Consider the following 24,115-nt stretch of genomic DNA (forward strand, 5'->3'; position numbering starts at 1 on the left):
GCGCATGCGAGATGCGCCGATGCAGGCGGACCAAATTGGAGGCAGTCGGCGCCGGTACAGCGCCCGAAAAACTAGCGGCATATCTTACCGGAACTGCGCCGACGAGTCGGGCGGCCGGCGCGCCGGCTTGCTCCCCGTCAAGCACCTTTCCCGATGCGCATGGCCGCTGCTGCGCACAAAGACGGTTTGTTAGAATGCGGCGGAGTATAACGGAACCGATTCTCATGAACAGTACGCTGCGTCTGCACGGTGCAACCCTGTGCGCTGCAACCCTGGCCTGCCTGCTTGCCGTGTCAGCCACGCCGGCCATCGCCCAGACCGCCGGCATTGCACTGCCGGCAGACCTGACGCCGAGCAACCAGCAACCGCCGCAGGTCGCACGCCAGAAGCGCATCGATGATGAACTCGCCGGCAAGCGATACGCCGAGGCGCTGGCCGAGTTGGACAAGGATGTCGCGGCGCAACCGCGCAACGCGCAGGCCCGTTTCCAGCGTGGCGTGGCGCTTGCCGGCCTCGGCCGCAGCGACGATGCCATCGTGGCATTCAGCCAGATGACGCAGGACTTCCCTGAACTGCCCGAGCCGTACATCAACCTGGCGGCGCTGTATGCCGAACGCGGCGAGCTGCTGCGTGCGCGGGACAGCCTCATCATGGCGAGCCGCGTGGCGCCCGAGAATGCGCTGGCGCAATCGAACCTCGGCGATATTTACGTCCGTCTGGCCGCCCAGTCATACCAGAACGCGATCAAGCTGAACCCGAAGAACGCCAACGCACGTGCACGCCTGGATGCGCTGCCCGACCTCCCGGGCGTGCATCCCGCTGCAGAGCCCGCTGCCGCGCTGCCCGCCGCAAGCGGCGTCACCGGCAAACCGGCCAAGCGTCATTGAGGCGCGCGGCCATTCTCCTTTCCGATCCTTCCCTCTCGATCATGCTTCGTATTCGCTCTCTCTTTGCCGGGCTGGTGTGTGCGCTGGCCGTGTCCGCGGCTGCGGCAGCCGCGCCCGCGCCGCGCGTCCAGTTCAAGACGTCGATGGGCAACTTCACCGTGGAGGTCTATCCGGACAAAGCCCCCAAGACGGTCGCCAACTTCCTGCAGTACGTGAAGGATGGTTTCTACAAGGGCACGATCTTCCATCGCGTGATGGACGGTTTCATGATCCAGGGCGGCGGCTTCACGCCCGACATGAAGCAGAAGGACACCCGCCCGCCCGTCGAGATCGAATCGAAGAACGGCCTGAAGAACGACAAGTACACGATCGCCATGGCCCGCACCATGGATCCGAACTCCGCCACCGCTCAGTTCTACGTGAACGTGGTCGACAACAACATGCTGAACTACCCTGGTCAGGACGGTTACGGCTATACCGTCTTCGGCAAGGTGGTCGAGGGCACCGACACCATCGACAAGATCAAGGCCGTGGAAACCACGACCCGGTTCCCCCACCAGAATGTGCCCGTGAAGCCGATCGTCATCGAATCGGCCACCGTCGTCTCCAAGTAACGCTTTGCTCACCGAAGGAAACATCATGACCACTGTCAAGCTGCACACCAACCACGGCGACATCACGCTCGCCCTGGACGCCGAAAAGGCGCCCAAGACCGTCGCCAACTTCGTGAGCTACGTCAAGGACGGCCACTACAACAACACGGTGTTCCACCGCGTCATCAAGGGCTTCATGATCCAGGGCGGCGGCTTCGAACCGGGCAACGACATGAAACAGAAGCCGACCAAGGCCCCGATCGAGAACGAAGCCAACAACGGCCTGAAGAACGAGCGCGGCGCCATTGCCATGGCACGCACCAATGATCCGCACTCGGCCACGGCCCAGTTCTTCATCAACACGGTCGACAACGACTTCCTGAACCACACCTCGCCGACGCCGCAAGGCTGGGGCTACGCCGTCTTCGGCAAGGTGACCGAAGGCATGGACGTGGTCGACAAGATTCGTGCCGTGCGCACCGGCAACCGCGGCTTCCACCAGGACGTGCCGATGGAAGACGTGATCATCGAAAGCGCCGAAGTCATCGAATGATCGACGCAGCGCACGCCTCCACGGCATCCGCGCTGAAGACACCGGTCCGGGTTTCCGGGCCGGTGTTTTTTATTTCGGATCTGCACCTGACGGCCAGCATGCCCGCCACCGCCGCCGCGTTCGAGCGCTTCATGCGCACGCGCGCACGCGAAGCACGCACGCTGGTCATACTGGGCGATTTCTTCGAGTACTGGGTCGGCGATGAAGAACTCGTCGACCCGTTCCACCAGCACATCGCCAGCCTGCTCGCCGAGCTGGCGAACGCCGGCACGCGCGTGCTGTTCATGCACGGCAATCGCGATTTCCTGCTCGGCGAGCGCTTCCTGGCGGCCGCACATGCCACGCTGCTGGGCGACCCGAGCGTTCTGGAAGTCGATGGCGAGCGCATCGCACTCGCCCATGGCGATGCGCTGTGCACCCGTGACGCGGCCTACATGCGCTTTCGCCGCTGGACGCGCAGGCGCTGGGTGCAACGGATCTTCCTGGCGATGCCGCTGCGCTGGCGGCTGAGGATCGCGCAGAAGATGCGCGCGGAGAGCGAAGCCGGCCGTGCCATGTCCGCCAACGTGGCAGGCGAACCACGCGCCGCCGCAATGATGGGCGACGTCGCGCCCGAAGCCGTCGATACGCTGTTCAAGGCCGCCGGCACCGCCACGCTGATCCACGGCCACACGCACCGCCCGCAGCTGCATCATGAACCGGCCGGCAGGCGCTGGGTGCTCTCCGATTGGGATTTCGATGCGCCGCAGCCGCGCGGCAGCTTCCTCAAATTCGACAAAGGCGCATGGACCGTCGAGCCGGTGACGGCGTCATGACCGTCACCGCCCGGCCCTACTTCAGCATCCGCTTCAGCTCGCTCGCATCGAACGGATCGTTCGGCGAGTTCTCGAGGTGCGCGCCCAGGCGGTCGAGTGCAGACAGGATCGACTCGATGCGCTCCTGCTGGAGCGCGCTGTGGTCGATCAACCGCTTGAGCGCCAGCGACACCGGATCATCGGCATCCGGCGTGATCCCGTAGGCCGAGAACTCCTGCTTGAGCGCCGGCTGGGCCTCCTTGGGCGTATCGCGCTCGACGATGCGTGCCGGAATGCCCACGGCCGTGGCGCCCGGCGGCACCGGCTTGAGCACCACCGCATTGGAGCCAACCCGCGCGCCGTCCCCGATGACGAAGCCGCCGAGCACCTTGGCGCCAGCACTCACCACCACGCCCTTGCCGAGCGTCGGATGCCGCTTGGCGCCCTTGTACAGGGAGGTGCCGCCCAGCGTGACGCCCTGGTAGATCGTGCAATCGTCGCCAATGTCGGCCGTCTCGCCGATCACCACGCCCATGCCGTGATCGATGAACACGCGCCGGCCGATCGTCGCGCCAGGGTGGATCTCGATGCCGGTCAGAAAACGCCCGAGGTGCGAAAGCCACCGCCCCAGCCACTTGAAACCGCCGTTCCAACACGCATGCGCGACCCGATGGACGATGACGGCGTGCAGACCCGGATAGCAGGTCAGCACTTCCCAGCGACTGCGCGCGGCGGGGTCTCGCTCCATGATGGCGCGGATATCTTCGCGAATGCGTGTGAACATCTTGGTCGTGTGTGGATCGTTATGAAACTGCCGCGCATCGGTGTGCGCTGGGGGCAGTGTAAGGCATCCCTTACCGCGCGATGGCAAGGGTTTTAGCCCGACGGACAGACGCAGCGCGCCGCCGTGCAGGCGGCGATCAGGACGATCAGCGACAGTCGTCGGCTGCGCCCGTGGGCGGCGTGGCCGCATCGCCGCGGCGGCCCAGCATGCGCTTGGCGATCCCGCGCAGGATGTTGACCTCCTCGGTCTCCAGCTGGGTGCGGGCAAACAGACGCCGCAGGCGCGGCATCAGCTTCTTCGGCTGTGCGGGGTCGAGAAAGCCGATCTCGACGAGGCCGCGCTCGAGGTGCTCGAACATGCCGTCGATCTGCTCGGCGGTAGCCGGCTCGCCGACAAAGCCGACGCCCTCGACGCGCGTGTCGCCCGTGCCGGTGTCGGCCAGCAGCGCCATGCGCACCTCGTACGCGATCAACTGCACCGCCTGCGACAGGTTCAGCGAGGCATAGGCCGGGTTGGCAGGAATGTGCGTGACGACATGGCAGCGCTCCACCACCTCGTTTGGCAGGCCGAAGCGCTCGTTGCCAAAGACGAAGGCAACCGTCGTGTCCGGCGCGGCCAGCAAGGCGGCCACCTCGTCCGCGGCAGCGCGCGGGCCGATGCGGCGCGGGCCGAATTCACGCGGGCGCGCGGTCAGGGCGATGGTGAGCGAAGCCCCGGCCAGCGCTTCACCAATGTCCTCGACGACGCGCGCATTAGCAAGCACGTCGTCGGCGCCGCTTGCCATGGCAACGGCATCGGCATGCGAGGTGGCGTCGGCTTGGCGCGGGCGCACGAGCACGAAGCTGCCCGCATCGGCGAATCCCATCGTCTTGAGCGCACGTGCCGTCGAGCCGACATTGCCGGGGTGGCTCGTCTCCACCAGCACGAAACGGCAGCGGGCTGCGCGCTGGCGCAACGTTTCCGGGTCGGCGAGTGTGGGGTTCGGTGCGGTTTCCGGGGCGACGGAGGCGGGGTTCATATACAATACGGCCACTCTTTTGACGGCGGGCAGGATCGCGAGATTGGCCCGCCGCTCGTTCTTCTACAATTCGCTGTGTTGTTTCGCCTGCCGCCAAGGCGCGCCAGGCGCGGAGATCCGTCATGCATCCGATGCTCAATATCGCCGTCCGGGCTGCCCGCAAGGCCGGCACCATCATCAACCGCGCGTCCTTCGACGTCGATAGCCTGCGCGCCGAGCGCAAACAGCACAACGATTTCGTCACCGAAGTCGATCGCGCGGCCGAAGCCGCGATCATCGAAGTCATCAAGACAGCCTACCCCGATCACGCGATTCTAGCGGAAGAGTCAGGCCAGTCCTGGGCCGACGGCGAGACCGCCAGCGAAAACGTCTGGGTGATCGACCCGCTGGACGGCACCACCAACTTCATCCACGGCTTTCCGCAATACGGCGTGTCGATCGCGTTGATGCAGCGCGGCGTGGTCACGCAGGCCGTGGTGTATGACCCGACGCGCGACGAACTCTTCACCGCGTCCAAGGGCGCCGGCGCGTTCCTGAACAACCGCCGGATCCGCGTCACGCGCCGCGACAAGCTGGCCGACTGCCTGATCGGCACCGGCTTCCCGTATCGCGACATGGAGGGCCTGTACGACTACACGCGCCTGTTCGCCACCATGACGGAAAGCTGCAAGGGCCTGCGCCGCCCCGGCGCCGCCGCCCTGGACCTCGCATACGTGGCCTGCGGCCGCCTCGACGGCTTCTTCGAGCAGGGCCTGAGCAAGTGGGACATGGCCGCCGGCTCGCTGCTGGTCACGGAATCGGGCGGGCTGGTCGGCAACTACAGCGGTGAATCGGGCTACCTCGACCAGGGCGAAATCCTGGCCGGCAACCCGAAGGCCTTTGTGCAGATGATCAAGATCACGGCGCCGTTCTCGCGGGCGAAGGCTGAGGCCTGATCGCACGGCCATCCCTGCAGGCAGAAAAAACCCGCCCTCGCGCGGGTTTTTTCTTTCCGGCTGGAGACCGTGCGCGGCACACCGCCGGCCGAGCTTGACGATGACAAACCCACAGCGTGTGCGCGGGTTTTGCGCTGCTCGACCGTCGTTCACAATGAGTGTCCTCTTTGTGCGACGCCTTGCCATGAACACTGTCCTCGACCTGCGCCACGTTCCGTCGGAGCCCATCGGCCTATTGCAGCCACATCGACGAAAGCCGGGCCACGCCCACACTGGGGCAACCCGTGCCTCGCAACACACCGGCAAAGCGATGACCTGCCGGGCCGACCGCGCGGAGGCCGCATGACGCTGCCCCGCCCCATCCGCATCGAGACCCTCCTCATCGGCCGCGCCGTCGACTACACCCGCCCCGGCTCGCGCAGCGCCATCGACAAACGCCCGGTAGCCGATGCCGTGCAGATAGGCATCAACGGCATCACCGGCGATGAGCAAGGCGACCTGCGCGTGCACGGTGGCCCGGACAAGGCGATCCACCATTACCCATTCGATCATTACGCGGCTTGGCAGGCAGACCTGGGGGCCCGGCCGCTGCTGGCGCAAGCCGGCGCCTTTGGCGAAAACTTCAGCACGATGGGTGTGACCGAGGCCGACGTCTGCGTGGGAGACCGGCTGCGCGCCGGCAACGTGGTGCTGGAGGTCTCGCAGCTGCGCCAGCCGTGCTGGAAGCTCAACGACCGTTTCGACACGCGCGACATGGCGCGCCGCGTGCAGCACACCGGCCGCACCGGCTGGTACTACCGCGTGCTGGAAGGCGGCACGCTGCGCGCGGGCGACACCCTGGAATGGCTCGAGCGCCCGTGGCCGCAGTGGCCGCTGGCGCGGGTGCTGGACGTGCTCTATCGCAACATGCTCGACCATGCTGCGTTGACCGACATGCTGGCGCTACCGCTCACGCCATCGTGGCGCAAGCTGGTGGAAGGCCGACTCGCGCGCGGCGAAGTCGAGAGCTGGGCCAAGCGGATCGATGGCCCAGCGGCCGGTTAGAACGTTTCCCAGTCGGAATCGTCTCCGGCGGCGACCAGGGGCTTCGCCTTGGTGAGACTGGCCGGCACCACCGGCGGCGCCGGTTTGTCTGCCGACGCGGCGACCGGCTTGTCGGCTGCCTTGCGCAGCACGGGCGCCTTGCGCGGAGTGAGCCGGGCCTTGGCAGCCTCGGCGCTCGGTTTGGCCGGTTCGCGTTGCGTCTTCGACCCATCCTGAACGGCCGGTGCCGCTGCGGGCGCGACGGCCATCGGTTCGGCCTTCGCTGGCGCCAGCGGTGCCGCACGCAGGGCGTCTGCATTCAGGCGGAACTGCGCGACGATCTGCGTGAGGCTCGCCGCCTGTTCTTCGAGCGACTGCGCGGCCGCCGCGGCCTGCTCGACCAATGCTGCGTTCTGTTGCGTGGCGTCATCGAGCTGCGTGACCGCGTGGCTGACTTCTTCAATGCCGGAGCGCTGCTCCTGGCTCGCGGCCGTGATCTCGCCCACGATATCGGTCACGCGCTTCACGCTCGCAACGATTTCACGCATGGTCGTGCCGGCTTCTTCCACCAGCGCGCTGCCAGCCTCCACGTTGCCGACCGAATCGTCGATGAGCGCCTTGATCTCCTTGGCCGCTGCCGCGCTGCGCTGGGCGAGGCTGCGCACCTCGCCGGCCACCACGGCAAAGCCGCGGCCCTGCTCGCCCGCGCGCGCCGCTTCCACAGCGGCGTTCAATGCGAGGATGTTGGTCTGGAACGCAATGCCATCGATCACTCCGATGATGTCGACGATCTTGCGCGACGAGGCGTTGATCGAGCCCATCGTCTCCACCACGCGCGTCACCACCTCGCCACCGCGCAACGCCACGTCGGAGGCCGACGCGGCGAGCTGGTTGGCTTGCTGCGCGTTGTCGGCGTTCTGTTGCACGGTCGACATCAGCTCTTCCATGGCCGACGCGGTTTCTTCGAGCGAACTGGCCTGCTGCTCGGTGCGCGAAGACAGATCCAGGTTGCCGCTGGCAATCTCGCGCGTGGCCGTGCCGATGGTTTCCGACGCGCCCTTGATGCGCCCGATGGTCTGCACCAGCGCGCCGCGCATGCGGCTCATGGCGTAAAGGAGGCTGTGCTGGTCATCCGGACGCGTGGCGATTTCCACGGTCAGGTCGCCCGCTGCAATGCGGTTGGCCACGTCTGCGGCATAAGCGGGATCGCCGCCCAGGGTGCGCTGCAGGCTGCGGTTGGCCACGCCCGCCAGCAGCACCAGCACCACGGCCACCGCCGCCAGCAGGCCGCCGGTCTGATACAGCGAGCGCATGAAGGCCGCATTGATGTCGTCGATGTACGCGCCGGTCGAAACGATCCAGTCCCACGGTTCATACCGCAGCACGTAGGCGAGCTTCGGCACCGGTTCCGTGCCGCCCACGCGCGGCCACACGTAACGCGTGAAGCCGCCATCCGGCTGCTTGGCCGCGTTGGTCATGTCGACGTAGATCGCGTTGCCCTGCGAATCCTTGAAATCGCTGCGCTTCTGCCCGATCAGGTTGGCCGCCACCGGGTGCATGACCACCACTTCCTGCGAGTTCGTGATCGTGAAGTAGCCGTCCTTGTCATAGCGCAGCGCCTTGAAGCGCTCCAGCGCCTGCTTCTGTGCCTCGTCCTTGGTCAGGGTGCCGGCACGTGCCAGGTCGTCGTACTGCTTGACGAGGTTGACGGCCTGCGTGGTGACGCTCACCAGGTTGTTCTTGCGCTCTTCCATGCGGATCGCGCGTGCCTGCCAGGCGTTGAATACCGAGATCAGCGTCAGCGCGATCAGGCTGAATACCAGCGGCAGCCAAAGCTTTTGGCGGAAGCTGAGCTTGTTCATTCCAGACTCTCCGGATACGGAGCACGCGCGGCATGTGCGGGCGGGCTCTTCCATGGGTTGAGGGTTCCAGAAGGACTAACGGCACGGCTGGCGCAGTTCTTGAGCGATTCCGGCGCGAGCGGCCCCACCCGCAGGTGAGCGATGACGCGTCCGGCACGCTGCAAAAGCCCGTCGCCCACCTGTGCAACAATTGCGCGATTCCAGATTCAACCCCCGGCGCGCGACCGCCCGATCGCACGCCGCGCCTCCGTCTTTATTTGCACCGCATGGCTGAACACCCCGCTCCGGCTCTGGAGATCGACCCGAAATACGGCCCCTTCGACAAGCACACCCCGATGATGCAGCAGTACCTGCGTCTGAAGGCTGGGCACCCGAACACGCTGGTCTTCTACCGCATGGGCGACTTCTACGAGCTCTTCTTTGAAGACGCCGAAAAAGCCGCCCGCCTGCTCGATATCACGCTCACCGCGCGCGGCAGCTCCAACGGCATGCCGATCCGCATGGCCGGCGTGCCGTTCCACGCTGTCGAGCAGTACCTGGCCAAGCTGGTCAAGCTCGGCGAGTCGGTTGCCATCTGCGAACAGATCGGCGACCCGGCCACCACCAAGGGCCCGGTCGAGCGCAAGGTCGTACGCGTCGTCACGCCCGGCACACTGACGGATGCGGCGTTGCTCTCCGACAAGGTCAACAACCACCTGCTCGCCATTGCGCACGTGCCGGGCAAGCGCGGTGCCGCGCCGCTGATAGGCCTGGCATGGCTGAACCTCGTCGGCGGCGAGCTGCGCGTGATGGAGTGCAGCCCCGACCAGCTCGAACGCGAGCTCGAACGCATCCGCCCCGCTGAAGTGCTGGCCGATGACGCCACGCTCAACACCATCCAGTACGACGCCGCCCGCACGCGCCTGCCCGACTGGCACTTCGACGTGGACGCCGGCGCGCGCCGCCTGCGCGAGCAGCTGGGCGTGACCAGCCTCGTCGCGTTCGGTGCGGAAACGTTGACCGCCGCGCTCGCCGCCGCCGGTGCGCTGCTGAACTACGCGGCGGCCACGCAGGGCCAGTCGCTGCGCCATGTCATCGGCCTGACGGTCGAGCACGAAAGCGAGTTCATCGGCCTGGACACCGCCACGCGCCGCAACCTGGAGCTGACGGAGACGTTGCGTGGGCAGGAGTCACCCACGCTGTTCTCACTGCTCGATACCTGCTCGACCAGCATGGGCAGCCGCCTGCTGCGGCACTGGCTGCATCACCCGCTGCGCGAACGGGCGGTGCCGCAGGCGCGCCAGCAGGCCATCGAGGTGCTGCTCGGCAGCGACTGGCGGACGCTGCGTGCGACGCTGCGCACGCTGTCGGACGTGGAGCGCATCACCGGGCGGCTGGCGCTGCTCTCTGCGCGCCCGCGCGACCTGTCTTCGCTGCGCGATACGCTTGCCCGCCTGCCCGAGATTCGCGAAGCACTGCCGCAAAGCGATGCCGCCCCGCTGCTAGCGGAATTGCGCGCCGCCCTGGCCGTGCCCGAAGACGCCCATGCGCTGCTCCAGCGCGCCGTGATGGCCGAACCGGCCGCGATGGTGCGCGACGGTGGCGTCATCGCACGCGGCTACGACGCCGACCTGGACGAGTTGCGCGACATCTCCGAAAACTGCGGCCAGTTCCTCGTCGACTTGGAAGCCCGCGAGCGCGAGCGCACCGGCATCGCGAACCTGCGTGTCGAATACAACCGCGTGCACGGCTTCTACATCGAAGTCACCAACGGCCAGGCCGACAAGGTGCCCGACGACTACCGCCGCCGCCAGACGCTCAAGAATGCCGAGCGCTACATCACGCCCGAGCTGAAGGCGTTTGAAGACAAGGCCCTCTCCGCGCAGGACCGCGCGCTCTCGCGTGAGAAGCTGCTCTACGAAGAGCTGCTCCAGAAGCTGCTGCCGCACCTGGCCGAGTTCAAGCGCATTGCCGCGGCGCTGGCGCAGGCCGACGTGCTGGCCACGCTGGCCGAACGGGCGCACGCGTTGTCGTGGTCCCGTCCGACGCTCACGGATGTTCCGGGCATCGAACTCACGCGCGCCCGCCATCCCGTGGTCGAGCAGCAGGTCGAACAGTTCGTCGCAAACGACTGTGTGCTGCAGGACACGCGCAAGCTGCTGCTGATTACCGGCCCGAACATGGGCGGTAAATCGACCTTCATGCGGCAAACCGCGCTGGTCGTGCTGCTCGCCTACGTGGGCGCCTTCGTGCCGGCCGAAGCGGCCACCATCGGTCCGATCGACCGCATCTTCACGCGCATCGGCGCCGCAGACGACCTCGCCGGGGGGCGCTCGACCTTCATGGTGGAGATGACCGAAGCGGCCGCCATCCTGCACCGCGCGACGCCCAACAGCCTGGTGCTGATGGACGAGATCGGCCGCGGCACCAGCACGTTCGACGGCCTGGCGCTCGCATGGGCGATTGCGCGACATCTGCTGTCGCACAATCGCAGTCACACGCTGTTCGCGACGCACTACTTCGAGCTGACGCAACTGCCGCAGGAGTTTGCCCAGGCGGCCAACGTCCACCTGTCGGCGGTGGAACATGGCGATGGCATCGTCTTCCTGCATGCGGTGCAGGAAGGACCGGCCAGCCAGAGCTACGGTCTGCAGGTTGCGCAGCTGGCTGGCGTGCCGCAGGCGGTCATCCGCGCGGCGCGCAAGCGGCTGGCCTGGCTCGAGCAGCATTCGGCCGACACGGGCGCCACCCCGCAACTGGATCTGTTCGCCCTCGCCGAGTGCCCGGACGATGAAGACGACGCGGCATCCACCGAGGCGCCCGACACTGCCCTGGCCGAAGCACTCGCCGGCCTCGACCCTGACGACATGACGCCGCGCGAGGCGCTCGATGCGCTGTACCGGCTCAAGGCGCTCGCCGGATCTGGGGCCGGATGATGCAGCCCCGCCCGGCTCTTCGTCGCTGCATCGGCGCTGCCCTGGCGGCAGTCATGCTGCTTTGGGCGCCGGTTCAGGCCGCGCCCGGCAGGCAAGCAAAAGCGCCGGGCGGGTTCAGCTTTGCCGTCATCGGCAACGTGCCGGAACGCCCGGAAGACGTTGCGCCCGCGCGCGCCTTGCTTGACGCCGTCGATGCCGAGCACCCGGCCTTCGTCGTGCACCTGGGCAACCTCAAGGGCCGTGATGAATCATGCGCGGACGAGCTCCTCGAAGCGCGCCACGAACTGCTCGACAGCCTGATTTCGCCCGTCGTCTATATTCCGGGCGACCACGATTGGAGCGATTGCCAGCGCGCTGCCGCCGGCCGCTTTGACCCGCTCGAACGTCTGCTGCGCCTGCGCGAGCTGTTCTACCCCGACGACAACGCGCTCGGCCAGCGCACGATGGCCGTCATGCGCCAGTCCGATCAGGCCAAGTTTCGCAGCTACCGCGAGAACGCCCGATGGATCGTCGACCGTGTGCTGTTCGTCACCCTCAACGTGCCGGGCGACAACAACAACTACAAGACGGCCGGCGGCCGGAACGGCGAATACGAAGACCGGCTCGAAGCGAATCGGCAATGGCTGGCCCGTGCGTTCTCGCTGGCGCACCAGCGCAAGATGGAAGGCATCGTGATCATGATGCAAGCCGATCCGCTGTTCGAAGACGGCTGGGAACATCGCCGTGCTCCGAACCTGCTGGATGGCCTGCTGCGGCGCTCGCACGACGGATATCTCGCGCTCAAGCGCCAACTGCGCACGCTCACGCGCGACTATGACGGCGCGGTACTCATCATCCATGGGGCCAGCCAGACGCTGCTGCTCGATCGCCCACTCAAGGACGATGAAGGCCGGCCCGATCCGCACGTCATGCGCGCGCGGACTTACGGCTCCCCGGTGCTTGACCAGTGGCTGGAGGTGTCCGTCACGCCGGGCCGGACACCGCTCTTCCACGTGCGCGGACGCCGCGTCGAGGGCGCGCCGCCGTCGCAGACCGCGCAATAGAAAACGGGAGCCGAAGCTCCCGTTCTCGTATCGGACCGATGACGATCAGTGCAGCGTGTGCGGCTTGTCGTCGTCTTCGTCTTCGTCGACGACTTCCAGGCCGTGGTCACCGTGCACGTGGCCGTGCTCGATCTCTTCCGCCGTGGCCTCGCGCACATCGGTCACCTTCAGCTCGAAGCGCAGCGCCATGCCTGCGAGCGGATGATTACCGTCGAGCACGACCTTGTCTTCCGCCACATCGGTGACGGTGTAGACAATGGCGTCTTCCTCGTCTCCGTCTTCGGGCACGCCCTCGAACTGCATGCCAACCTCGAGGGGCTCGGGAAAACGGTCACGCGGCTCGATCTTGATCAGCTCCTGATCGTATTCGCCGAACGCATCGTCCGGCTCGAGCTGCAGCTTGGTCTCGAAGCCTTGCTCATGGCCGTCCAGCGCTTCCTCGATCTTGGGGAACGTGCCATCATAGCCGCCGTGCAAATACACCATCGGCTCATCGGATTCCTCGATGACGTTGCCCTGCGCGTCGGACAGTTTGTAAGCCACCGACACCACCGTATTCTTCGCGATTTTCAATTGCGCACTCCATGAACGAAGTCCCATTATACGCTGCGGATGGCGGCGTCCAACCTGCCCTGGCCGCAGCGCACCCGGCACGGCTGCTCGGCGGCCTGTCGCCACGCGATTTCATGCGCACGCACTGGCAGAAAAAGCCACTGCTGATCCGCCAGGCGCTCTCCGCCGAAGAGATGCGCTCACTGCACTTTCCGCTCTCGCCCGAGCGGCTGCTGGCCCTGGCGCAGCGCCCGGATGTGGAATCCCGGCTGATCGCGCAATCCCGCGGGCGGTGGTCGTTCAATCACGGCCCATTCGACGAGCGCCCGCTGCCCTCACGCAAGACGCGCAACTGGTCGGTGCTGGTGCAAGGCGTGAACCTCGTGGAGCCCGCGGTCGAAGCACTGATGCGGCGCTTTCGTTTCATCCCGGATGCGCGGCTCGACGATGTGATGATCAGCTTTGCCACCGACGGCGGCGGCGTCGGCCCGCATTTCGATTCGTACGATGTGTTCCTGCTGCAGGCGCATGGCAAGCGCCGCTGGCGCATTTCGGCCCAGGACGACCTGTCCCTCGTGCCCGATCTGCCGCTGAAGATCCTCGCGAACTTCCAGCCGGAGGAAGAGTTCGTGCTGGAGCCGGGCGACATGCTGTACCTGCCTCCGCACTACGCCCACGACGGCGTGGCAGAAGGCGACTGCATGACGTACTCGATCGGCTTCCGCTCGCCGTCGTATCGCGAGCTGGCGGGCCACTTCCTGGGCTTCCTCTCGCAGACGCTCGAGGACGATCCGAAATTCGACGGCCGCTACGCCGATCCGGACCAGAAGCCCACGGACCGCCCGGGCGAGCTGCCCGCCGCCATGGTCAAGGCGCTCGCGCAAAAGCTCAATGCGCTGCGCTGGACGCCCGAGCTGGTCGGCGAGTTCCTGGGGGCGTATCTCACCGAGCCGAAGGATCACGTGGAGTTCGTCACGCAACCCCGCTTGCCGCTTGCCCGCTTTGCCGCCCGCGCGCGCAAGGAAGGCATCGTCCTCGACGCTCGCACGCAGGCGTTGTACGACAGCCAGCGGTTCTGGATCAACGGCGATACGTTCGAGCCTCCGGGTACGCTGCTTGCGTGGCTTGCCGCGTTGGCAGATGCCCGCGGTGCAAGCGCTGCGTCGGTGGATGCGGCGGCTGATCTGCCGGACCTCATGGACACCCTGCACGCGTGGTACGAGGAAGGCTGGCTCAGACTTGCAGACCCAGCCCGGCGTTCATTCCGCGGCTGAAACACATCGTTACAAAAGTGGCGGAATCGAGCGTGCGTCCCGCCCCACTCAGCTACACAGGGTAGGTAAAGGCCGCTATAATCCGACGCTAGCTTGCAGCCAAGCAGCTCTTGTGCACTCTGGCTGCCAGCGCAGAAGAAGGTGTCGTACCAGAGCGATAATTACCGGTAATTATTCATCGCCCTTTCTGTTGTTCGCTTTCCATATTCAGTTTAAGGATCGAAAAAATGAAAAAGTCTCTCCTGATCGCCTCGCTGATGGCTGCTGTGGCTCTGGCTGCTTGCGGTAAGAAGGAAGAAGCTGCTGCTCCGGCAGCTGCTCCTGAAGCTTCGGCTCCGGCCGCCGCTGCTCCGGAAGCCTCGGCTCCCGCCGCTGCTGCTCCGGCTGCTTCGGATGCCGCAGCTGCTCCGGCCGCTTCGGACGCTGCTGCCTCGGCTCCGGCTGCCGACGCTTCGGCCCCGGCCGCCAAGCAATAATCGCGTTTCTCGCGAGACAAAAAAGCCGACCTCGGGTCGGCTTTTTTCATGGGCGCATGACCGGGCAAACACCGCCCTGCCCGACCGCCAATCAAAGTTGTTTCTGATTCTTACAAGGCTGCCAGCGACGCGCTCAAACGCTGTGCCATGGCAAGCCCTCTTCCTGGTCCGCAATAGGCACCGCCTCCACCCCGATACCCAACGGGACCGCTATGGCCTCGGCGGCGAGCTGCGGCGTGTTGTTCTGCCTGGACAGATGTGCCGCCACAACCGTATGCAGCGCGGCATGGTGTACGCGGGTCAGGATCGCCGCGGCAATGTCGTTCGCCAGGTGACCGAAATCCCCACCGATACGGCGCTTCAGTGACCACGGGTAGGGCGAGTTCTCGAGCATCTCACGATCATGATTGCATTCGAGCACAAGTGCGTGCATGCCTTCCAGATGCGAACACAGGTACTCGGTCGACATGCCAGCATCGGTCAGCACGCCCAGACGCCGCGCACCATCGCTGAAGACGAACTGCAGTGGCTCGCGCGCATCGTGCGGCACCGTGTACGGCAGGATCTGCAGATCGCCGATGCCGAAGACGTCGTCGGCACGACAGAACCGCACGGCTGCACGATCGGCACCGCGCAGTTTCTCGGTCGCGCGATACGTACCGTGGCTGGTCCAGACAGGGATATCGAACTTGGCGGCGAACGCATACGCGCTGCCGACGTGGTCGCTATGCTCGTGGGTGACGAGAATGGCGTTGAGGGATTCCGCCGTGCAACCGAGCCGTTCGAGCCGGCGCACGGTTTCGCGGATACCAAAGCCGCAGTCGAGCAGGATGCGCGTGCAGGTCGTGCCATCGCTGGATTCGACCAGCAGCGCATTCCCCTCGCTGCCGCTGCCGAGGCTGGCGAATCTCAGTGTCATCGCCCACCCAGGCAGCTGTACTGCATGATGCCGATCAGCGCAGTTGTTCGTCGAGCAGCGACAGGATGCGCTTGCCGATGTCGCCCGTCTGCGCCGAGCCGTCGTCGTTCTGCACGGTCACGGTCGATGAATTGCCGCCGTCCTTGACCACCACGCGATAGCGCTTGGCACGCTTGAGGTCTTCGATCTTCGTGCCCGAGAACAGGCGAGAGAAGAAGCCCGGCGCATTCGCTTCCGCCTTGGTGTCGGCGTAGCGGACGAAGTACACGCCTTGCGAGCGGTCGCGGTCATCCACGGTGAAGTTCACGCGGTCGAGCGCCAAGCCCACGGTGCGCCAGGCGCGGTCGAAGGGTTCCGGCACCTGCAGAGCGGGCTGGCCATTCGATTGCGTCAGCAGCGACGGGCCTGCGGTGCGCGCAGCCTGGACGCCCTCGGTCGCCTTCGCACCCTGTTCCACCGGATGCGCGGCCTGCGTCTGCGCGAGCTTCTGCTGCGCGGCTTCCTTGCTTGCGCCCAGTCGCTGCATCAGGCGCGAGAGGAATTCGGCCTCCAGCTCGGGATCGGCAGGACGCGGCGTCCACACGGTCTGGTCCTTGGCCGAGCCGACCAGCTGTTCTTGCGCGCCGCGGTGCGAGATGTAGACCTCGACCGTGCCGTTCGGGCCTTTCTCGATGCGGGTGCGGAACTTGTCGCGCTCGCCCGTCGAGTACAGGCCGTCGAACACCTTGCCAACGGTGCGACGGATGATGTCCTGCGGAATCTTCGCGCGGTTCTCGGCCCAGTCGGTTTCCATGATGCCGGTCTCGGGCGAATCAATCACCAGCAGAAAACCGAGTTCTTGCCAGAACGTGCGCAGCTGCGGCCAGAGGGCGTCGGGCGTGGTCTTCACGACGAGCCAGCGCTGGTTGCCGTCGCGCTCGATGCGCATGTCGGACACGGAGGGGAGCACGTTGTCGGCACCCGAGCCCGGCGCCGTCACCTTCGGTGCCGTCGACGTGTAGGCCGACAGCGTAGTCGTGCCCGTGTCCGGTGCGGCGTAGCGGCGATCTGACTGGATGCTGGTCAGGTCGGGCGGGACTTCGAGCGTCGGCCCCTTCTTGGCCTGCGATTTGTAGTCGATGCGGTCCGGCTGCATCACCTCATTGACGGTATCGCAACCGGAAATCATGGCAACCGACAGCGCGGCCAGCAACAGGTGAGCAGACGTCGCCACAGCCCCGCGACGGGTTTGGTGCAGTTTCATTGACTTGCGATCCTTCGGATGAGAACGATGGCCTTAAGTGCCCAGACTGGGCCTTGAAACATCAGGAGAGCAGTCCTGCATCCTTGAGGGATGCGCGTACCACCTCGTGATACTGGGGTGCCAGCGGCGTCAACGGCAGGCGGATGCCACCTTCCATCTTGCCCATGGCCTGGAGCGCCCACTTGACAGGAATCGGGTTCGATTCGACAAACAGGTTCTTGTGCACCGACAGCAGCTGCATGTGGATGCGGCGAGCCGTTTCCACGTCGCCGCGCATGGCAGCGGCGCACAGTTCGTGCATGGCGCGCGGCGCCACATTGGCCGTCACCGAAATGTTGCCGTGACCGCCCAGCAGCATCAGCGCGATGGCGGTCGGATCATCCCCGCTGTAAATCTTGAACGAGGTCGGCGCGCCCTTGATGAGTTGCGCGGCGCGGTCGATGTTGCCGGTCGCTTCCTTCACGCCGATGATGCCCGGCACTTCGGCCAGGCGCAGCATCGTTTCGACCGTCATATCGGCCACGGTGCGGCCCGGCACGTTGTACAGAATGACCGGCAGATCGACCGACTCGGCCACCTTGCGGAAGTGCAAATACATGCCTTCCTGCGTCGGCTTGTTGTAGTACGGCACGACCTGCAGGGAGGCATCGGCGCCCACCTGCTTCGCGTAGGCCGTCAGCTCGACGGCCTCGGTGGTGGAGTTGCCGCCGGTGCCGGCAATGATCGGGATACGCTTGTTCGCCTGCTCGACCGCCACCCGGATCAGCTCACGGTGCTCTTCCACCGACACGGTCGGCGATTCACCACTCGTGCCGACGATCACGATGCCGTCGGTGCCCTCGGCGATGTGCCAGTCGATCAACTTGCGCAACGACGGGAAATCAAGGCTGCCGTCCTCGTGCATGGGCGTGACGATGGCGACGAGACTGCCGGAAATCTGGGTCATGGTTTCGAAAGCAGACAAAAGCGTGAACGTAAACAGTCGGATTGTACCGGATCGTCAGAACGGATTCGCCACATCTGAGACCCGTCAGGAGACGGGTAAGGCCCTGCCCTCAGCAAGTTCAAAGTGCGTAGCGCACGGCCGTCACGCCGCCAGGCTCGCGCACCGCGCAAATGCGCTGTACATAAGCGTTTTTTGGCGACGCGACAAACCCGTCTTCGTAGGCAATCACGCGCAGCCGGCCCCGTACGGCGTCGAGCAGCTCCCCCGGCGCCAGCAGGAATGCCGGATTGGACGGCTTGCCCACGGTTTCGTTTCCGACGGCGAACGTTTCATAGATAAGGCGTCCGCCCGGGGCGACGGCCGCGAGCAGTTGCGGCCACAACGGCCGGTGCAGATAGTTCGTGACGACGACGGCGTCGAACACCGCACCGGCTGACAACGGCCAGGGGCCACCCTCGATATCGGCAACGAGCGTCGTGGCGACGCCGGAAAGCCCGGAGAGCGCCGTTGCATCCCGGTCGATGCCCGTCACGCGCAGAGCGCGGGCGGCCAGCCACCGGACATGCCGGCCGCTGCCGCAGGCAACATCCAGCACCGATGCACCGGCCGGCAACCCGGCCGCCCATCGCACCACCCAGGGCGACGGCGCGGCAAGCGTGTGCAGGTCGGTCACGACTGGCAGCATCTGCGGCGTATCAGCTGTAGGCCAGGCCCATCGCCTCGCGCACCTCGCGCATGGTCTCCTGCGTGACCTTGCGCGCGTTGTCGCAGCCGTCAGCGATGATGGCGCGCAGCAACGACGGGTCGTCCATGTACTTCTGGGCACGCTCGAGCATCGGCTGCTGCTCGCGCAGGATGCCTTCGATCACCGGCTGCTTGCACTCCAGACAACCGATGCCGGCGCTGCGGCAGCCCTTCTGCACCCATTCCTTGGTGTCCGCATCGGAATAGACCTGGTGCAACTGCCACACGGGGCACTTGTCCGGGTCGCCCGGGTCGGTGCGGCGCACGCGGGCCGGATCGGTCGGCATGGTGCGGACCTTCTTCTCGACGGATTCCTTGTCCTCGCGCATGCGGATCGTGTTGCCGTACGACTTCGACATCTTCTGGCCATCAAGACCGGGCATGCGCGAGGCCTCGGTCAGCAGCACCTGCGGCTCGGGCAGGATGATCTTGCGGGCGCCTTCTAGGTAGCCGAACAGGCGTTCGCGGTCGCCCATCGAGAGGCTCTGGGATTCAGCCAGCAATGCGCGGGCCTGCTCCAGGGCTTCGTCTTCGCCGCGCTCCTGGTAGGCGGTGCGCAGTTCCAGATACAGCTTCGCGCGCTTGCCGCCGAGTTTCTTGGCGGCTTCGAGCGCCTTCTCTTCGAAGCCGGGCTCGCGGCCGTACAGGTAGTTGAAGCGGCGGGCGACTTCGCGTGTCATCTCGACGTGCGGCACCTGGTCTTCGCCCACCGGCACGAAGCCGGCGCGGTAGATCAGGATGTCGGCTGCCTGCAGCAACGGGTAGCCGAGGAAGCCGTACGTGGAGAGGTCCTTCTCCTTGAGCTTCTCGATCTGATCCTTGTACGTCGGCACGCGTTCGAGCCAGCCCAGCGGCGTGCCCATCGAGAGCAGCAGGAACAGTTCGGCGTGCTCGGGCACACGGCTCTGGATGAACAGCGTGGCCTGCGTCGGATCGACGCCGGCGGCCAGCCAGTCGATCAGCATTTCCCACACAGATTCCTCGATCACCTCGGGCGACTCGTAGTGCGTGGTCAGCGCATGCCAGTCGGCGACGAAGAAGAAGCACGGGTATTCGGCCTGCAGCCGGACCCAGTTTTTCAGCACGCCGTGGTAGTGGCCCAGGTGCAGGGCACCGGTCGGACGCATGCCAGAGAGAACGCGTTCAGGAAACATGTGGGGAATGGAGTTGAAGACTCAGGAAAACAGCATCTGCAGCGGGCTCAGAATCCACTGCAGCAATTGAAGCAGCAGCGCCATGATCGGGCGCATCCAGACATTGGTGATGACGTTCGACAGGATCAGCGCCATCACGATAAAAAAGCCGAACGGCTCGATGCGGGCCAGCACCATCGCCGCGCGCGGCGGCAGCAGCGCAGCGAGCACGCGCCCGCCGTCGAGCGGCGGCAGCGGAAACATGTTGAACGCCGCCATCACCATGTTGACGAGGATACCGGCGCGGGCCATGCCAGTCAGGAACGGCTCGGTGACGCCACCTACGACGAGCGCCACCGCCAGCACGCCCCAGAGAATCGCCTGGACGAAGTTGGTGGCGGGCCCGGCCAACGCCACCCACATGCCGTTCCAGCGCGGATCACGCAGGCGATCGAAACGCACCGGCACAGGCTTCGCATAACCGAACACGAACGCGCCGCTCGTGGCGAAATACAGCAGCAGCGGCATCGCAACGGTGCCGATCGGGTCGACATGCCGCAGCGGGTTGAGACTGATGCGGCCCATGACAAAGGCGGTGTCGTCGCCGAAATGCTTGGCAACGTAACCATGCGCGGCCTCATGCAGCGTGATGGCAAGCAGGACGGGGATCGCGTAAACCGCGATGTTCTGGATCAGCGTGGGGTCCATAAGCCGGCTATTGTAGCAAGCGCGCGCCACAGCACGCCGGCCAGGTATGGCATCGACTACAGGCCAACGCGGGCCGCATCGCCGCGGCCCTTGCGAACGAGTTCCGGCTCGCCGCTGGTCAGGTCGATGACGGTGGTGGGCTCCGCCGGAGCCGGCCCGCCATCGATGACGAGTTCCAACTGCTTCTCCAGCCGCGCGCGAATGGCTTCCGCTTCGTTCAGCGGCACGTCGTCACCAGGCAGCTGCAGCGTGGCCGAGAGCAGCGGCTCGCCCAGCTCGGTCATCAATGCCAGCGGAATCGGGTGCTCCGGCACACGCAGGCCGATTGTCTTGCGCGACGGATGCGATAGCCGGCGCGGCACTTCCTTGGTCGCTTCGAGCAGGAACACGAACGGCCCCGGCGTGGCCGCCTTCAGCACGCGGTATTGCTTGTTGTCGACGCGCGCAAACGTGGCCAGCTCGGAGAGGTCGCGGCACATCAGCGTCAGGTGGTGCTTTTCGTCGATGCCGCGCACGCGGCGCAGGCGCTCCACCGCGGCCTTGTCGTCCAGGTGGCAGGCGAGCGCGTAGCATGAATCGGTCGGCAGAGCGACCAGGCCGCCGGCGCGGATGATCTCGGCTGCCTGGCGGATGAGCCGGCCTTGCGGCGTGACGGGGTGAATCTGGAAAAACTGGGACATGCTCGGCCGGCGCTCAACTCATCCACCGGTGCCAGACCGGCGTGAGGTTGTCGGGCAGCGGCGGCAGCCCGCCGAGCTCGACACGCCCCTCTCCCGGGCCGTGGAAGTCCGAGCCTCGCGAGGCCAGCAGCCCGTAGCGGCGTGCGACGTCTGCGTACAGCGCGTATTGGTCAGGCGTGTGGCTGCCGGTCACCACCTCGACGCCCTCGCCGCCCAGTTCCTTGAACTCATCGAACAGCGCGTTGTGTTCGACGAGCGACAGACTGTAGCGCCCCGGGTGCGCCATCACCGCGACGCCACCGGCGCCCTTGATCCAGCCGATGGCTTCTGCCAGACGCGCCCACCGGTGAGGCACATAGCCCGGCTTGCCATCGCCGAGGTAGCGCTCGAACACCTCGGAAATGTCGCGGCAATGGCCTTGCTCGACCAGGAAGCGTGCGAAGTGCGTGCGCGAGACCATGTCCGGATTGCCGGCATGGCGCAGCGCGCCTTCGTAGGCCCCCTCGATACCAAGCTTGGCGAGCGCTGCAGCGATGTCTTCGGCGCGCGCGCAGCGGCCCGAGCGCGTGCGTTCCAGGCCTTGCACCAGTGCGGCGTTCTCCGGGTCGATGCCCAGACCAACGATATGCAGCGTGCGCCCCGCCCACGTGACGGAGATCTCCACACCGGCCAGATACGCCATGCCGAGCGACGTCGCGGCTTCACGCGCGGCGGCCTGGCCTCCCACCTCATCGTGGTCGGTCAGCGCCCAAAGCGTCACACCGTGGGCGGCGGCGCGCGCGGCCACTTCGTGCGGCAAAAGCGCGCCGTCGGACACTGTGGAATGACAGTGCAGGTCGGCGTTGCGGGCGGAGGCGGCGGAGAGATTCGACATTCCGCCATTTTACTGCTGCGGCGCGAGATCGGGGCGGGTACCCTGCCGCCGCGCGCGCTTGGGAAGACCCGACTGCCCGTGCCGGTGTTCGCGGCGCGCCGCTGGCTGCGCGCTATAGTGGCCGCATCGCTTTATCCACGTGCTTGCCATGACTTCCGCCGCCCGCCCCACCGACTCGACCTCCCCAGTGGAACAGCGTATCGACGTGCTCGTCGTCGGCGCGGGCCCCGTGGGCCTGTTCGCAGCATTCCAGGCGGGTGTGCTCGGGTTGTCGTGCGTGCTGGTGGACGCCCTGGACCGCCCTGGCGGTCAGTGCACCGAGCTCTACCCTGAAAAACCCATCTACGACATCCCCGCGCTGGTGTCGTGCACCGCGCAGGAACTTGTCGACCGCCTCATGGCGCAGTGCGCGCCGTTCAACTATCCGATCCTGTGCGGCCGCCGCGCCGAAGCCGTCGAAACACTCGAAGACGAGCACGGACGGCGCTTTCGCGTCACCACGAGCGCCGGTGATGCGTTCCTCTGCGCGGCCGTGCTCATCACCGCAGGCAACGGCGCTTTTACCCCGCAGCGCGTGGCCTTGCCCGAGGCCGCCGCCCTGGAAGGCCGCCACCTGCACTACGCCGTGCGCGACACGGCACGCTTCGCGGGCAAGCGCGTCGTCATTGCGGGCGGCGGAGACTCGGCGCTGGACTGGGCGCTGGCATTGCGCAAGGTCGCGGCGCGCGTGACGCTCGTGCACCGGCGCGAAGGCTTTCGCGCGGCAGATGCCACCGTGGCCGAGATGCGCGCTGCCGTGGCCGCCGGCGAGATGGATTTCGTGCTCGGCATGCTTTCCCGCCTGGACAGCACCCCCGACGGCACGCTCACCGGCGTGGCCATCCGCGGACGCGACGGCGAGACCGTCCTGCCGTGCGATGAACTGGTCGCCCTGTACGGCCTGGTGTCTGAGCCGGGGCCGATCGTCAACTGGGGCGTGGAAATGCGCGCAGGGCGCATCGTCGTGGAAACCACCGCGTACGAAACCTCGCGGCCCGGGGTATTTGCAGCCGGCGATATCGCCCTGTATCCGAACAAGCAGAAGCTGATCCTCTCCGGCTTTCATGAAGTCGCGATGGCGCTGCGCCGGGCCTACCGCTATGCGTATCCCGATAAGACGCTCGTACATACGCACTCGAGCAACGACACCGGGCTGCAAACGAAGCTGCATGTGGCGACGGCAGGATGACCACCTCGCTTTACGAAACCGTGCTGGGCACGCAGTACGCGCAGCTGGCGCCGGCGGTCCAGTCGTTCCACCGCATGGCGGGCCGAGTGCGCCTGCACGGAGAAGTTGAAACCGAACCGCCCGACTCCCGTGCCGCGCGCTGGCTCGCGTGGTGCATCCGCACGCCACGCATGCCGACGCAGGGCCCGATCCACTTCGCGCTCCACGCTACGGCCCGTGAGGAAACCTGGACGCGTCATTTTCCGCGGCACACGATGCGCTCGACGTTGACGCTGCATCGAGGGCGCGTCATGGAGCGGCTCGGCGCGGTGCACCTGTTCTTTGCGCTGGAAGCGCAGGACGGTCTCTTGCGGATGCGCCTGGAAGCCTTGCGCTTTCTCGGTATCCCGTGCCCCGCATGGCTGCGGCCCACCGTGCTCGCCGAGGAAACGGGCAACGGCGAGCGCTTGCACTTCCACGTGCGCGCCAGCGTGCCGCTGCTCGGCCTCGTTGCGGCGTATCGCGGCTACCTGGACCTGACGACGCTGGAGCTGGCATGATCGTCGTCTATGACGCGCACTGTGGCTATGCAGCGGGGCAATCCAGTTTCTGCTGCGGCATGATCGACGCCGCCTGCTGCGCTTCGCGTCCATGCAAGGCGATACGGGCCGGCAACTGCTCGCACAGGCCGGCGTGAAGGCGGACGACGTCGATACGATGCTGTTCGTGCGAGAGGGCCGTGCGTGGCGTGACAGTGCTGCGGTACTACGTATCGCACGTGTGCTCGGTTGGCCATGGCGCCTGGCATGGATGGGCTGGTTCATTCCGGTGACCCTGCGCGACGCGCTTTACCGCTGGGCCGCACGCAACCGCTATCGGTGGTTTGGACGTTCGGCTACCTGCATCCTGCCGCCACCGGACGCGGCCCACCGGTTTCTCGCTTGAACCGCGC

Annotated in this window: 24 protein-coding genes and 1 pseudogene; 13 read left to right on the plus strand and 12 right to left on the minus strand. The window is 66.2% G+C overall.

What is annotated here, in order from left to right; all coding sequences use genetic code 11:
- The first annotated feature begins 224 nt into the window (after positions 1 to 224).
- Genes A6M56_RS04215 through A6M56_RS04230 form a run of 4 tightly spaced genes read left to right on the plus strand, consistent with a single transcriptional unit; the run spans position 225 to position 2,848 of the window.
- Positions 225 to 887 (plus strand): tetratricopeptide repeat protein, encoded by a 663-nt coding sequence (locus tag A6M56_RS04215; protein ID WP_045786533.1) that lies wholly within the window; start codon positions 225 to 227, stop codon positions 885 to 887.
- A 41-nt stretch (positions 888 to 928) separates the two neighbouring features.
- Positions 929 to 1,501, plus strand: a complete 573-nt coding sequence (locus A6M56_RS04220) for a peptidylprolyl isomerase (protein ID WP_045786532.1) — start codon at positions 929 to 931, stop codon at positions 1,499 to 1,501.
- Positions 1,502 to 1,526: 25 nt separating this feature from the next.
- The gene (locus A6M56_RS04225; protein WP_045786531.1) at positions 1,527 to 2,033 is read left to right on the plus strand and encodes a peptidylprolyl isomerase; all 507 of its coding nucleotides are present in this window, start codon (positions 1,527 to 1,529) and stop codon (positions 2,031 to 2,033) included.
- Positions 2,030 to 2,848 (plus strand): UDP-2,3-diacylglucosamine diphosphatase, encoded by an 819-nt coding sequence (locus A6M56_RS04230; RefSeq protein ID WP_045786530.1) that lies wholly within the window; start codon positions 2,030 to 2,032, stop codon positions 2,846 to 2,848. The genes A6M56_RS04225 and A6M56_RS04230 overlap by 4 nt, the downstream gene beginning before the upstream one ends.
- A 16-nt stretch (positions 2,849 to 2,864) precedes the next feature.
- Here the strand turns inward: A6M56_RS04230 and cysE are convergent, their stop codons facing one another.
- Both cysE and A6M56_RS04240 read right to left on the minus strand, forming a co-directional pair.
- Complete coding sequence (gene cysE, locus A6M56_RS04235) at positions 2,865 to 3,611, minus strand: serine O-acetyltransferase (protein ID WP_045786529.1); 747 nt, start codon at positions 3,609 to 3,611, stop codon at positions 2,865 to 2,867.
- Positions 3,612 to 3,756: 145 nt separating this feature from the next.
- Complete coding sequence (locus A6M56_RS04240) at positions 3,757 to 4,629, minus strand: RNA methyltransferase (RefSeq protein ID WP_045786528.1); 873 nt, start codon at positions 4,627 to 4,629, stop codon at positions 3,757 to 3,759.
- A gap of 122 nt (positions 4,630 to 4,751) precedes the next feature.
- Here A6M56_RS04240 and A6M56_RS04245 point away from each other — a divergent pair, with 122 nt between their 5' ends.
- Positions 4,752 to 5,564, plus strand: a complete 813-nt coding sequence (locus A6M56_RS04245; protein ID WP_045786527.1) for an inositol monophosphatase family protein — start codon at positions 4,752 to 4,754, stop codon at positions 5,562 to 5,564.
- Positions 5,565 to 5,906: 342 nt separating this feature from the next.
- On the plus strand, positions 5,907 to 6,608 hold the full coding sequence (locus A6M56_RS04250; protein WP_045786526.1) for an MOSC domain-containing protein: 702 nt from the start codon (positions 5,907 to 5,909) through the stop codon (positions 6,606 to 6,608).
- Here A6M56_RS04250 and A6M56_RS04255 read toward each other — a convergent pair.
- Positions 6,605 to 8,449, minus strand: coding sequence for a methyl-accepting chemotaxis protein (locus tag A6M56_RS04255; RefSeq protein WP_102079630.1), 1,845 nt, complete (start codon positions 8,447 to 8,449; stop codon positions 6,605 to 6,607). The genes A6M56_RS04250 and A6M56_RS04255 overlap by 4 nt on opposite strands.
- Positions 8,450 to 8,715: 266 nt before the next feature.
- On the opposite strand from A6M56_RS04255, the gene mutS reads away from it, so the two are divergent.
- Both mutS and A6M56_RS04265 read left to right on the plus strand, forming a co-directional pair.
- The gene (gene mutS / locus A6M56_RS04260; RefSeq protein ID WP_102079629.1) at positions 8,716 to 11,364 is read left to right on the plus strand and encodes a DNA mismatch repair protein MutS; all 2,649 of its coding nucleotides are present in this window, start codon (positions 8,716 to 8,718) and stop codon (positions 11,362 to 11,364) included.
- A gap of 53 nt (positions 11,365 to 11,417) precedes the next feature.
- A complete protein-coding gene (locus tag A6M56_RS04265) occupies positions 11,418 to 12,407 on the plus strand; it encodes a metallophosphoesterase family protein (protein ID WP_238587595.1) in 990 nt (329 codons plus the stop codon).
- 45 nt (positions 12,408 to 12,452) lie between these two features.
- On the opposite strand, the gene A6M56_RS04270 is transcribed toward A6M56_RS04265, so the two are convergent.
- A complete protein-coding gene (locus A6M56_RS04270; protein ID WP_045786522.1) occupies positions 12,453 to 12,980 on the minus strand; it encodes an FKBP-type peptidyl-prolyl cis-trans isomerase in 528 nt (175 codons plus the stop codon).
- Between the two features lie 11 nt (positions 12,981 to 12,991).
- Here A6M56_RS04270 and A6M56_RS04275 point away from each other — a divergent pair, with 11 nt between their 5' ends.
- Entirely contained in the window at positions 12,992 to 14,233 is a 1,242-nt protein-coding gene (locus tag A6M56_RS04275; RefSeq protein ID WP_102079628.1) for a ribosomal protein uL16 3-hydroxylase, read from the plus strand.
- Between the two features lie 227 nt (positions 14,234 to 14,460).
- Positions 14,461 to 14,709, plus strand: a complete 249-nt coding sequence (locus A6M56_RS04280; protein WP_045786520.1) for a hypothetical protein — start codon at positions 14,461 to 14,463, stop codon at positions 14,707 to 14,709.
- Positions 14,710 to 14,842: 133 nt separating this feature from the next.
- On the opposite strand, the gene A6M56_RS04285 is transcribed toward A6M56_RS04280, so the two are convergent.
- The 8 genes from A6M56_RS04285 to A6M56_RS04320 form a co-directional block, all read right to left on the minus strand.
- On the minus strand, positions 14,843 to 15,628 hold the full coding sequence (locus tag A6M56_RS04285) for an MBL fold metallo-hydrolase (RefSeq protein WP_062739259.1): 786 nt from the start codon (positions 15,626 to 15,628) through the stop codon (positions 14,843 to 14,845).
- Between the two features lie 34 nt (positions 15,629 to 15,662).
- Positions 15,663 to 16,871: an NlpB/DapX family lipoprotein gene (gene bamC / locus A6M56_RS04290; protein ID WP_102079627.1), complete on the minus strand. Its 1,209-nt coding sequence runs from the start codon at positions 16,869 to 16,871 to the stop codon at positions 15,663 to 15,665.
- Between the two features lie 61 nt (positions 16,872 to 16,932).
- Positions 16,933 to 17,817: a 4-hydroxy-tetrahydrodipicolinate synthase gene (gene dapA, locus A6M56_RS04295; RefSeq protein ID WP_045786517.1), complete on the minus strand. Its 885-nt coding sequence runs from the start codon at positions 17,815 to 17,817 to the stop codon at positions 16,933 to 16,935.
- A gap of 118 nt (positions 17,818 to 17,935) precedes the next feature.
- On the minus strand, positions 17,936 to 18,502 hold the full coding sequence (locus tag A6M56_RS04300; RefSeq protein WP_045786516.1) for a class I SAM-dependent methyltransferase: 567 nt from the start codon (positions 18,500 to 18,502) through the stop codon (positions 17,936 to 17,938).
- A 10-nt stretch (positions 18,503 to 18,512) separates the two neighbouring features.
- Positions 18,513 to 19,715 (minus strand): tryptophan--tRNA ligase, encoded by a 1,203-nt coding sequence (locus A6M56_RS04305; RefSeq protein WP_045786515.1) that lies wholly within the window; start codon positions 19,713 to 19,715, stop codon positions 18,513 to 18,515.
- A gap of 21 nt (positions 19,716 to 19,736) precedes the next feature.
- Complete coding sequence (locus tag A6M56_RS04310) at positions 19,737 to 20,402, minus strand: site-2 protease family protein (protein ID WP_045786514.1); 666 nt, start codon at positions 20,400 to 20,402, stop codon at positions 19,737 to 19,739.
- Between the two features lie 56 nt (positions 20,403 to 20,458).
- The gene (locus tag A6M56_RS04315; RefSeq protein ID WP_045786513.1) at positions 20,459 to 21,082 is read right to left on the minus strand and encodes an L-threonylcarbamoyladenylate synthase; all 624 of its coding nucleotides are present in this window, start codon (positions 21,080 to 21,082) and stop codon (positions 20,459 to 20,461) included.
- 13 nt (positions 21,083 to 21,095) lie between these two features.
- Positions 21,096 to 21,956 carry a 3',5'-nucleoside bisphosphate phosphatase gene (locus tag A6M56_RS04320; RefSeq protein ID WP_045786512.1) on the minus strand — a complete coding sequence of 287 codons (861 nt, stop codon included), beginning with the start codon at positions 21,954 to 21,956 and terminating at the stop codon, positions 21,096 to 21,098.
- Between the two features lie 148 nt (positions 21,957 to 22,104).
- Here A6M56_RS04320 and A6M56_RS04325 point away from each other — a divergent pair, with 148 nt between their 5' ends.
- The 3 genes and pseudogenes from A6M56_RS04325 to A6M56_RS04335 all read left to right on the plus strand — a co-directional run bounded on the left by A6M56_RS04325 (position 22,105) and on the right by A6M56_RS04335 (position 24,108).
- Entirely contained in the window at positions 22,105 to 23,184 is a 1,080-nt protein-coding gene (locus A6M56_RS04325) for an NAD(P)/FAD-dependent oxidoreductase (protein WP_102079626.1), read from the plus strand.
- Positions 23,181 to 23,723 carry a DUF4166 domain-containing protein gene (locus A6M56_RS04330; RefSeq protein WP_102079625.1) on the plus strand — a complete coding sequence of 181 codons (543 nt, stop codon included), beginning with the start codon at positions 23,181 to 23,183 and terminating at the stop codon, positions 23,721 to 23,723. The genes A6M56_RS04325 and A6M56_RS04330 overlap by 4 nt, the downstream gene beginning before the upstream one ends.
- Positions 23,720 to 24,108, plus strand: a pseudogene (locus A6M56_RS04335) (thiol-disulfide oxidoreductase DCC family protein). The gene A6M56_RS04330 and the pseudogene A6M56_RS04335 overlap by 4 nt, the downstream one beginning before the upstream one ends.
- The last annotated feature ends 7 nt before the right edge of the window (positions 24,109 to 24,115 follow it).

Origin of the sequence: Ralstonia sp. RL, from assembly GCF_001683835.1 — a bacterium.
Lineage (GTDB): Bacteria > Pseudomonadota > Gammaproteobacteria > Burkholderiales > Burkholderiaceae > Ralstonia > Ralstonia mannitolilytica.

Bases quoted from the DNA above. Each gene is read 5' to 3' on its own strand.
- A6M56_RS04325 (WP_102079626.1), top strand. From the start codon at position 22,105: ATGACTTCCGCCGCCCGCCCCACCGACTCGACCTCCCCAGTGGAACAG.
- A6M56_RS04300 (WP_045786516.1), bottom strand. From the start codon at position 18,502: ATGCTGCCAGTCGTGACCGACCTGCACACGCTTGCCGCGCCGTCGCCC.
- A6M56_RS04330 (WP_102079625.1), top strand. From the start codon at position 23,181: ATGACCACCTCGCTTTACGAAACCGTGCTGGGCACGCAGTACGCGCAG.
- A6M56_RS04320 (WP_045786512.1), bottom strand. From the start codon at position 21,956: ATGTCGAATCTCTCCGCCGCCTCCGCCCGCAACGCCGACCTGCACTGT.
- A6M56_RS04275 (WP_102079628.1), top strand. From the start codon at position 12,992: ATGAACGAAGTCCCATTATACGCTGCGGATGGCGGCGTCCAACCTGCC.
- A6M56_RS04310 (WP_045786514.1), bottom strand. From the start codon at position 20,402: ATGGACCCCACGCTGATCCAGAACATCGCGGTTTACGCGATCCCCGTC.
- cysE (WP_045786529.1), bottom strand. From the start codon at position 3,611: ATGTTCACACGCATTCGCGAAGATATCCGCGCCATCATGGAGCGAGAC.
- A6M56_RS04230 (WP_045786530.1), top strand. From the start codon at position 2,030: ATGATCGACGCAGCGCACGCCTCCACGGCATCCGCGCTGAAGACACCG.
- A6M56_RS04240 (WP_045786528.1), bottom strand. From the start codon at position 4,629: ATGAACCCCGCCTCCGTCGCCCCGGAAACCGCACCGAACCCCACACTC.
- A6M56_RS04315 (WP_045786513.1), bottom strand. From the start codon at position 21,082: ATGTCCCAGTTTTTCCAGATTCACCCCGTCACGCCGCAAGGCCGGCTC.
- A6M56_RS04305 (WP_045786515.1), bottom strand. From the start codon at position 19,715: ATGTTTCCTGAACGCGTTCTCTCTGGCATGCGTCCGACCGGTGCCCTG.
- A6M56_RS04225 (WP_045786531.1), top strand. From the start codon at position 1,527: ATGACCACTGTCAAGCTGCACACCAACCACGGCGACATCACGCTCGCC.
- A6M56_RS04265 (WP_238587595.1), top strand. From the start codon at position 11,418: ATGCTGCTTTGGGCGCCGGTTCAGGCCGCGCCCGGCAGGCAAGCAAAA.
- A6M56_RS04245 (WP_045786527.1), top strand. From the start codon at position 4,752: ATGCATCCGATGCTCAATATCGCCGTCCGGGCTGCCCGCAAGGCCGGC.
- A6M56_RS04255 (WP_102079630.1), bottom strand. From the start codon at position 8,449: ATGAACAAGCTCAGCTTCCGCCAAAAGCTTTGGCTGCCGCTGGTATTC.
- A6M56_RS04220 (WP_045786532.1), top strand. From the start codon at position 929: ATGCTTCGTATTCGCTCTCTCTTTGCCGGGCTGGTGTGTGCGCTGGCC.
- dapA (WP_045786517.1), bottom strand. From the start codon at position 17,817: ATGACCCAGATTTCCGGCAGTCTCGTCGCCATCGTCACGCCCATGCAC.
- A6M56_RS04250 (WP_045786526.1), top strand. From the start codon at position 5,907: ATGACGCTGCCCCGCCCCATCCGCATCGAGACCCTCCTCATCGGCCGC.
- A6M56_RS04285 (WP_062739259.1), bottom strand. From the start codon at position 15,628: ATGACACTGAGATTCGCCAGCCTCGGCAGCGGCAGCGAGGGGAATGCG.
- A6M56_RS04215 (WP_045786533.1), top strand. From the start codon at position 225: ATGAACAGTACGCTGCGTCTGCACGGTGCAACCCTGTGCGCTGCAACC.
- bamC (WP_102079627.1), bottom strand. From the start codon at position 16,871: ATGAAACTGCACCAAACCCGTCGCGGGGCTGTGGCGACGTCTGCTCAC.
- A6M56_RS04280 (WP_045786520.1), top strand. From the start codon at position 14,461: ATGAAAAAGTCTCTCCTGATCGCCTCGCTGATGGCTGCTGTGGCTCTG.
- mutS (WP_102079629.1), top strand. From the start codon at position 8,716: ATGGCTGAACACCCCGCTCCGGCTCTGGAGATCGACCCGAAATACGGC.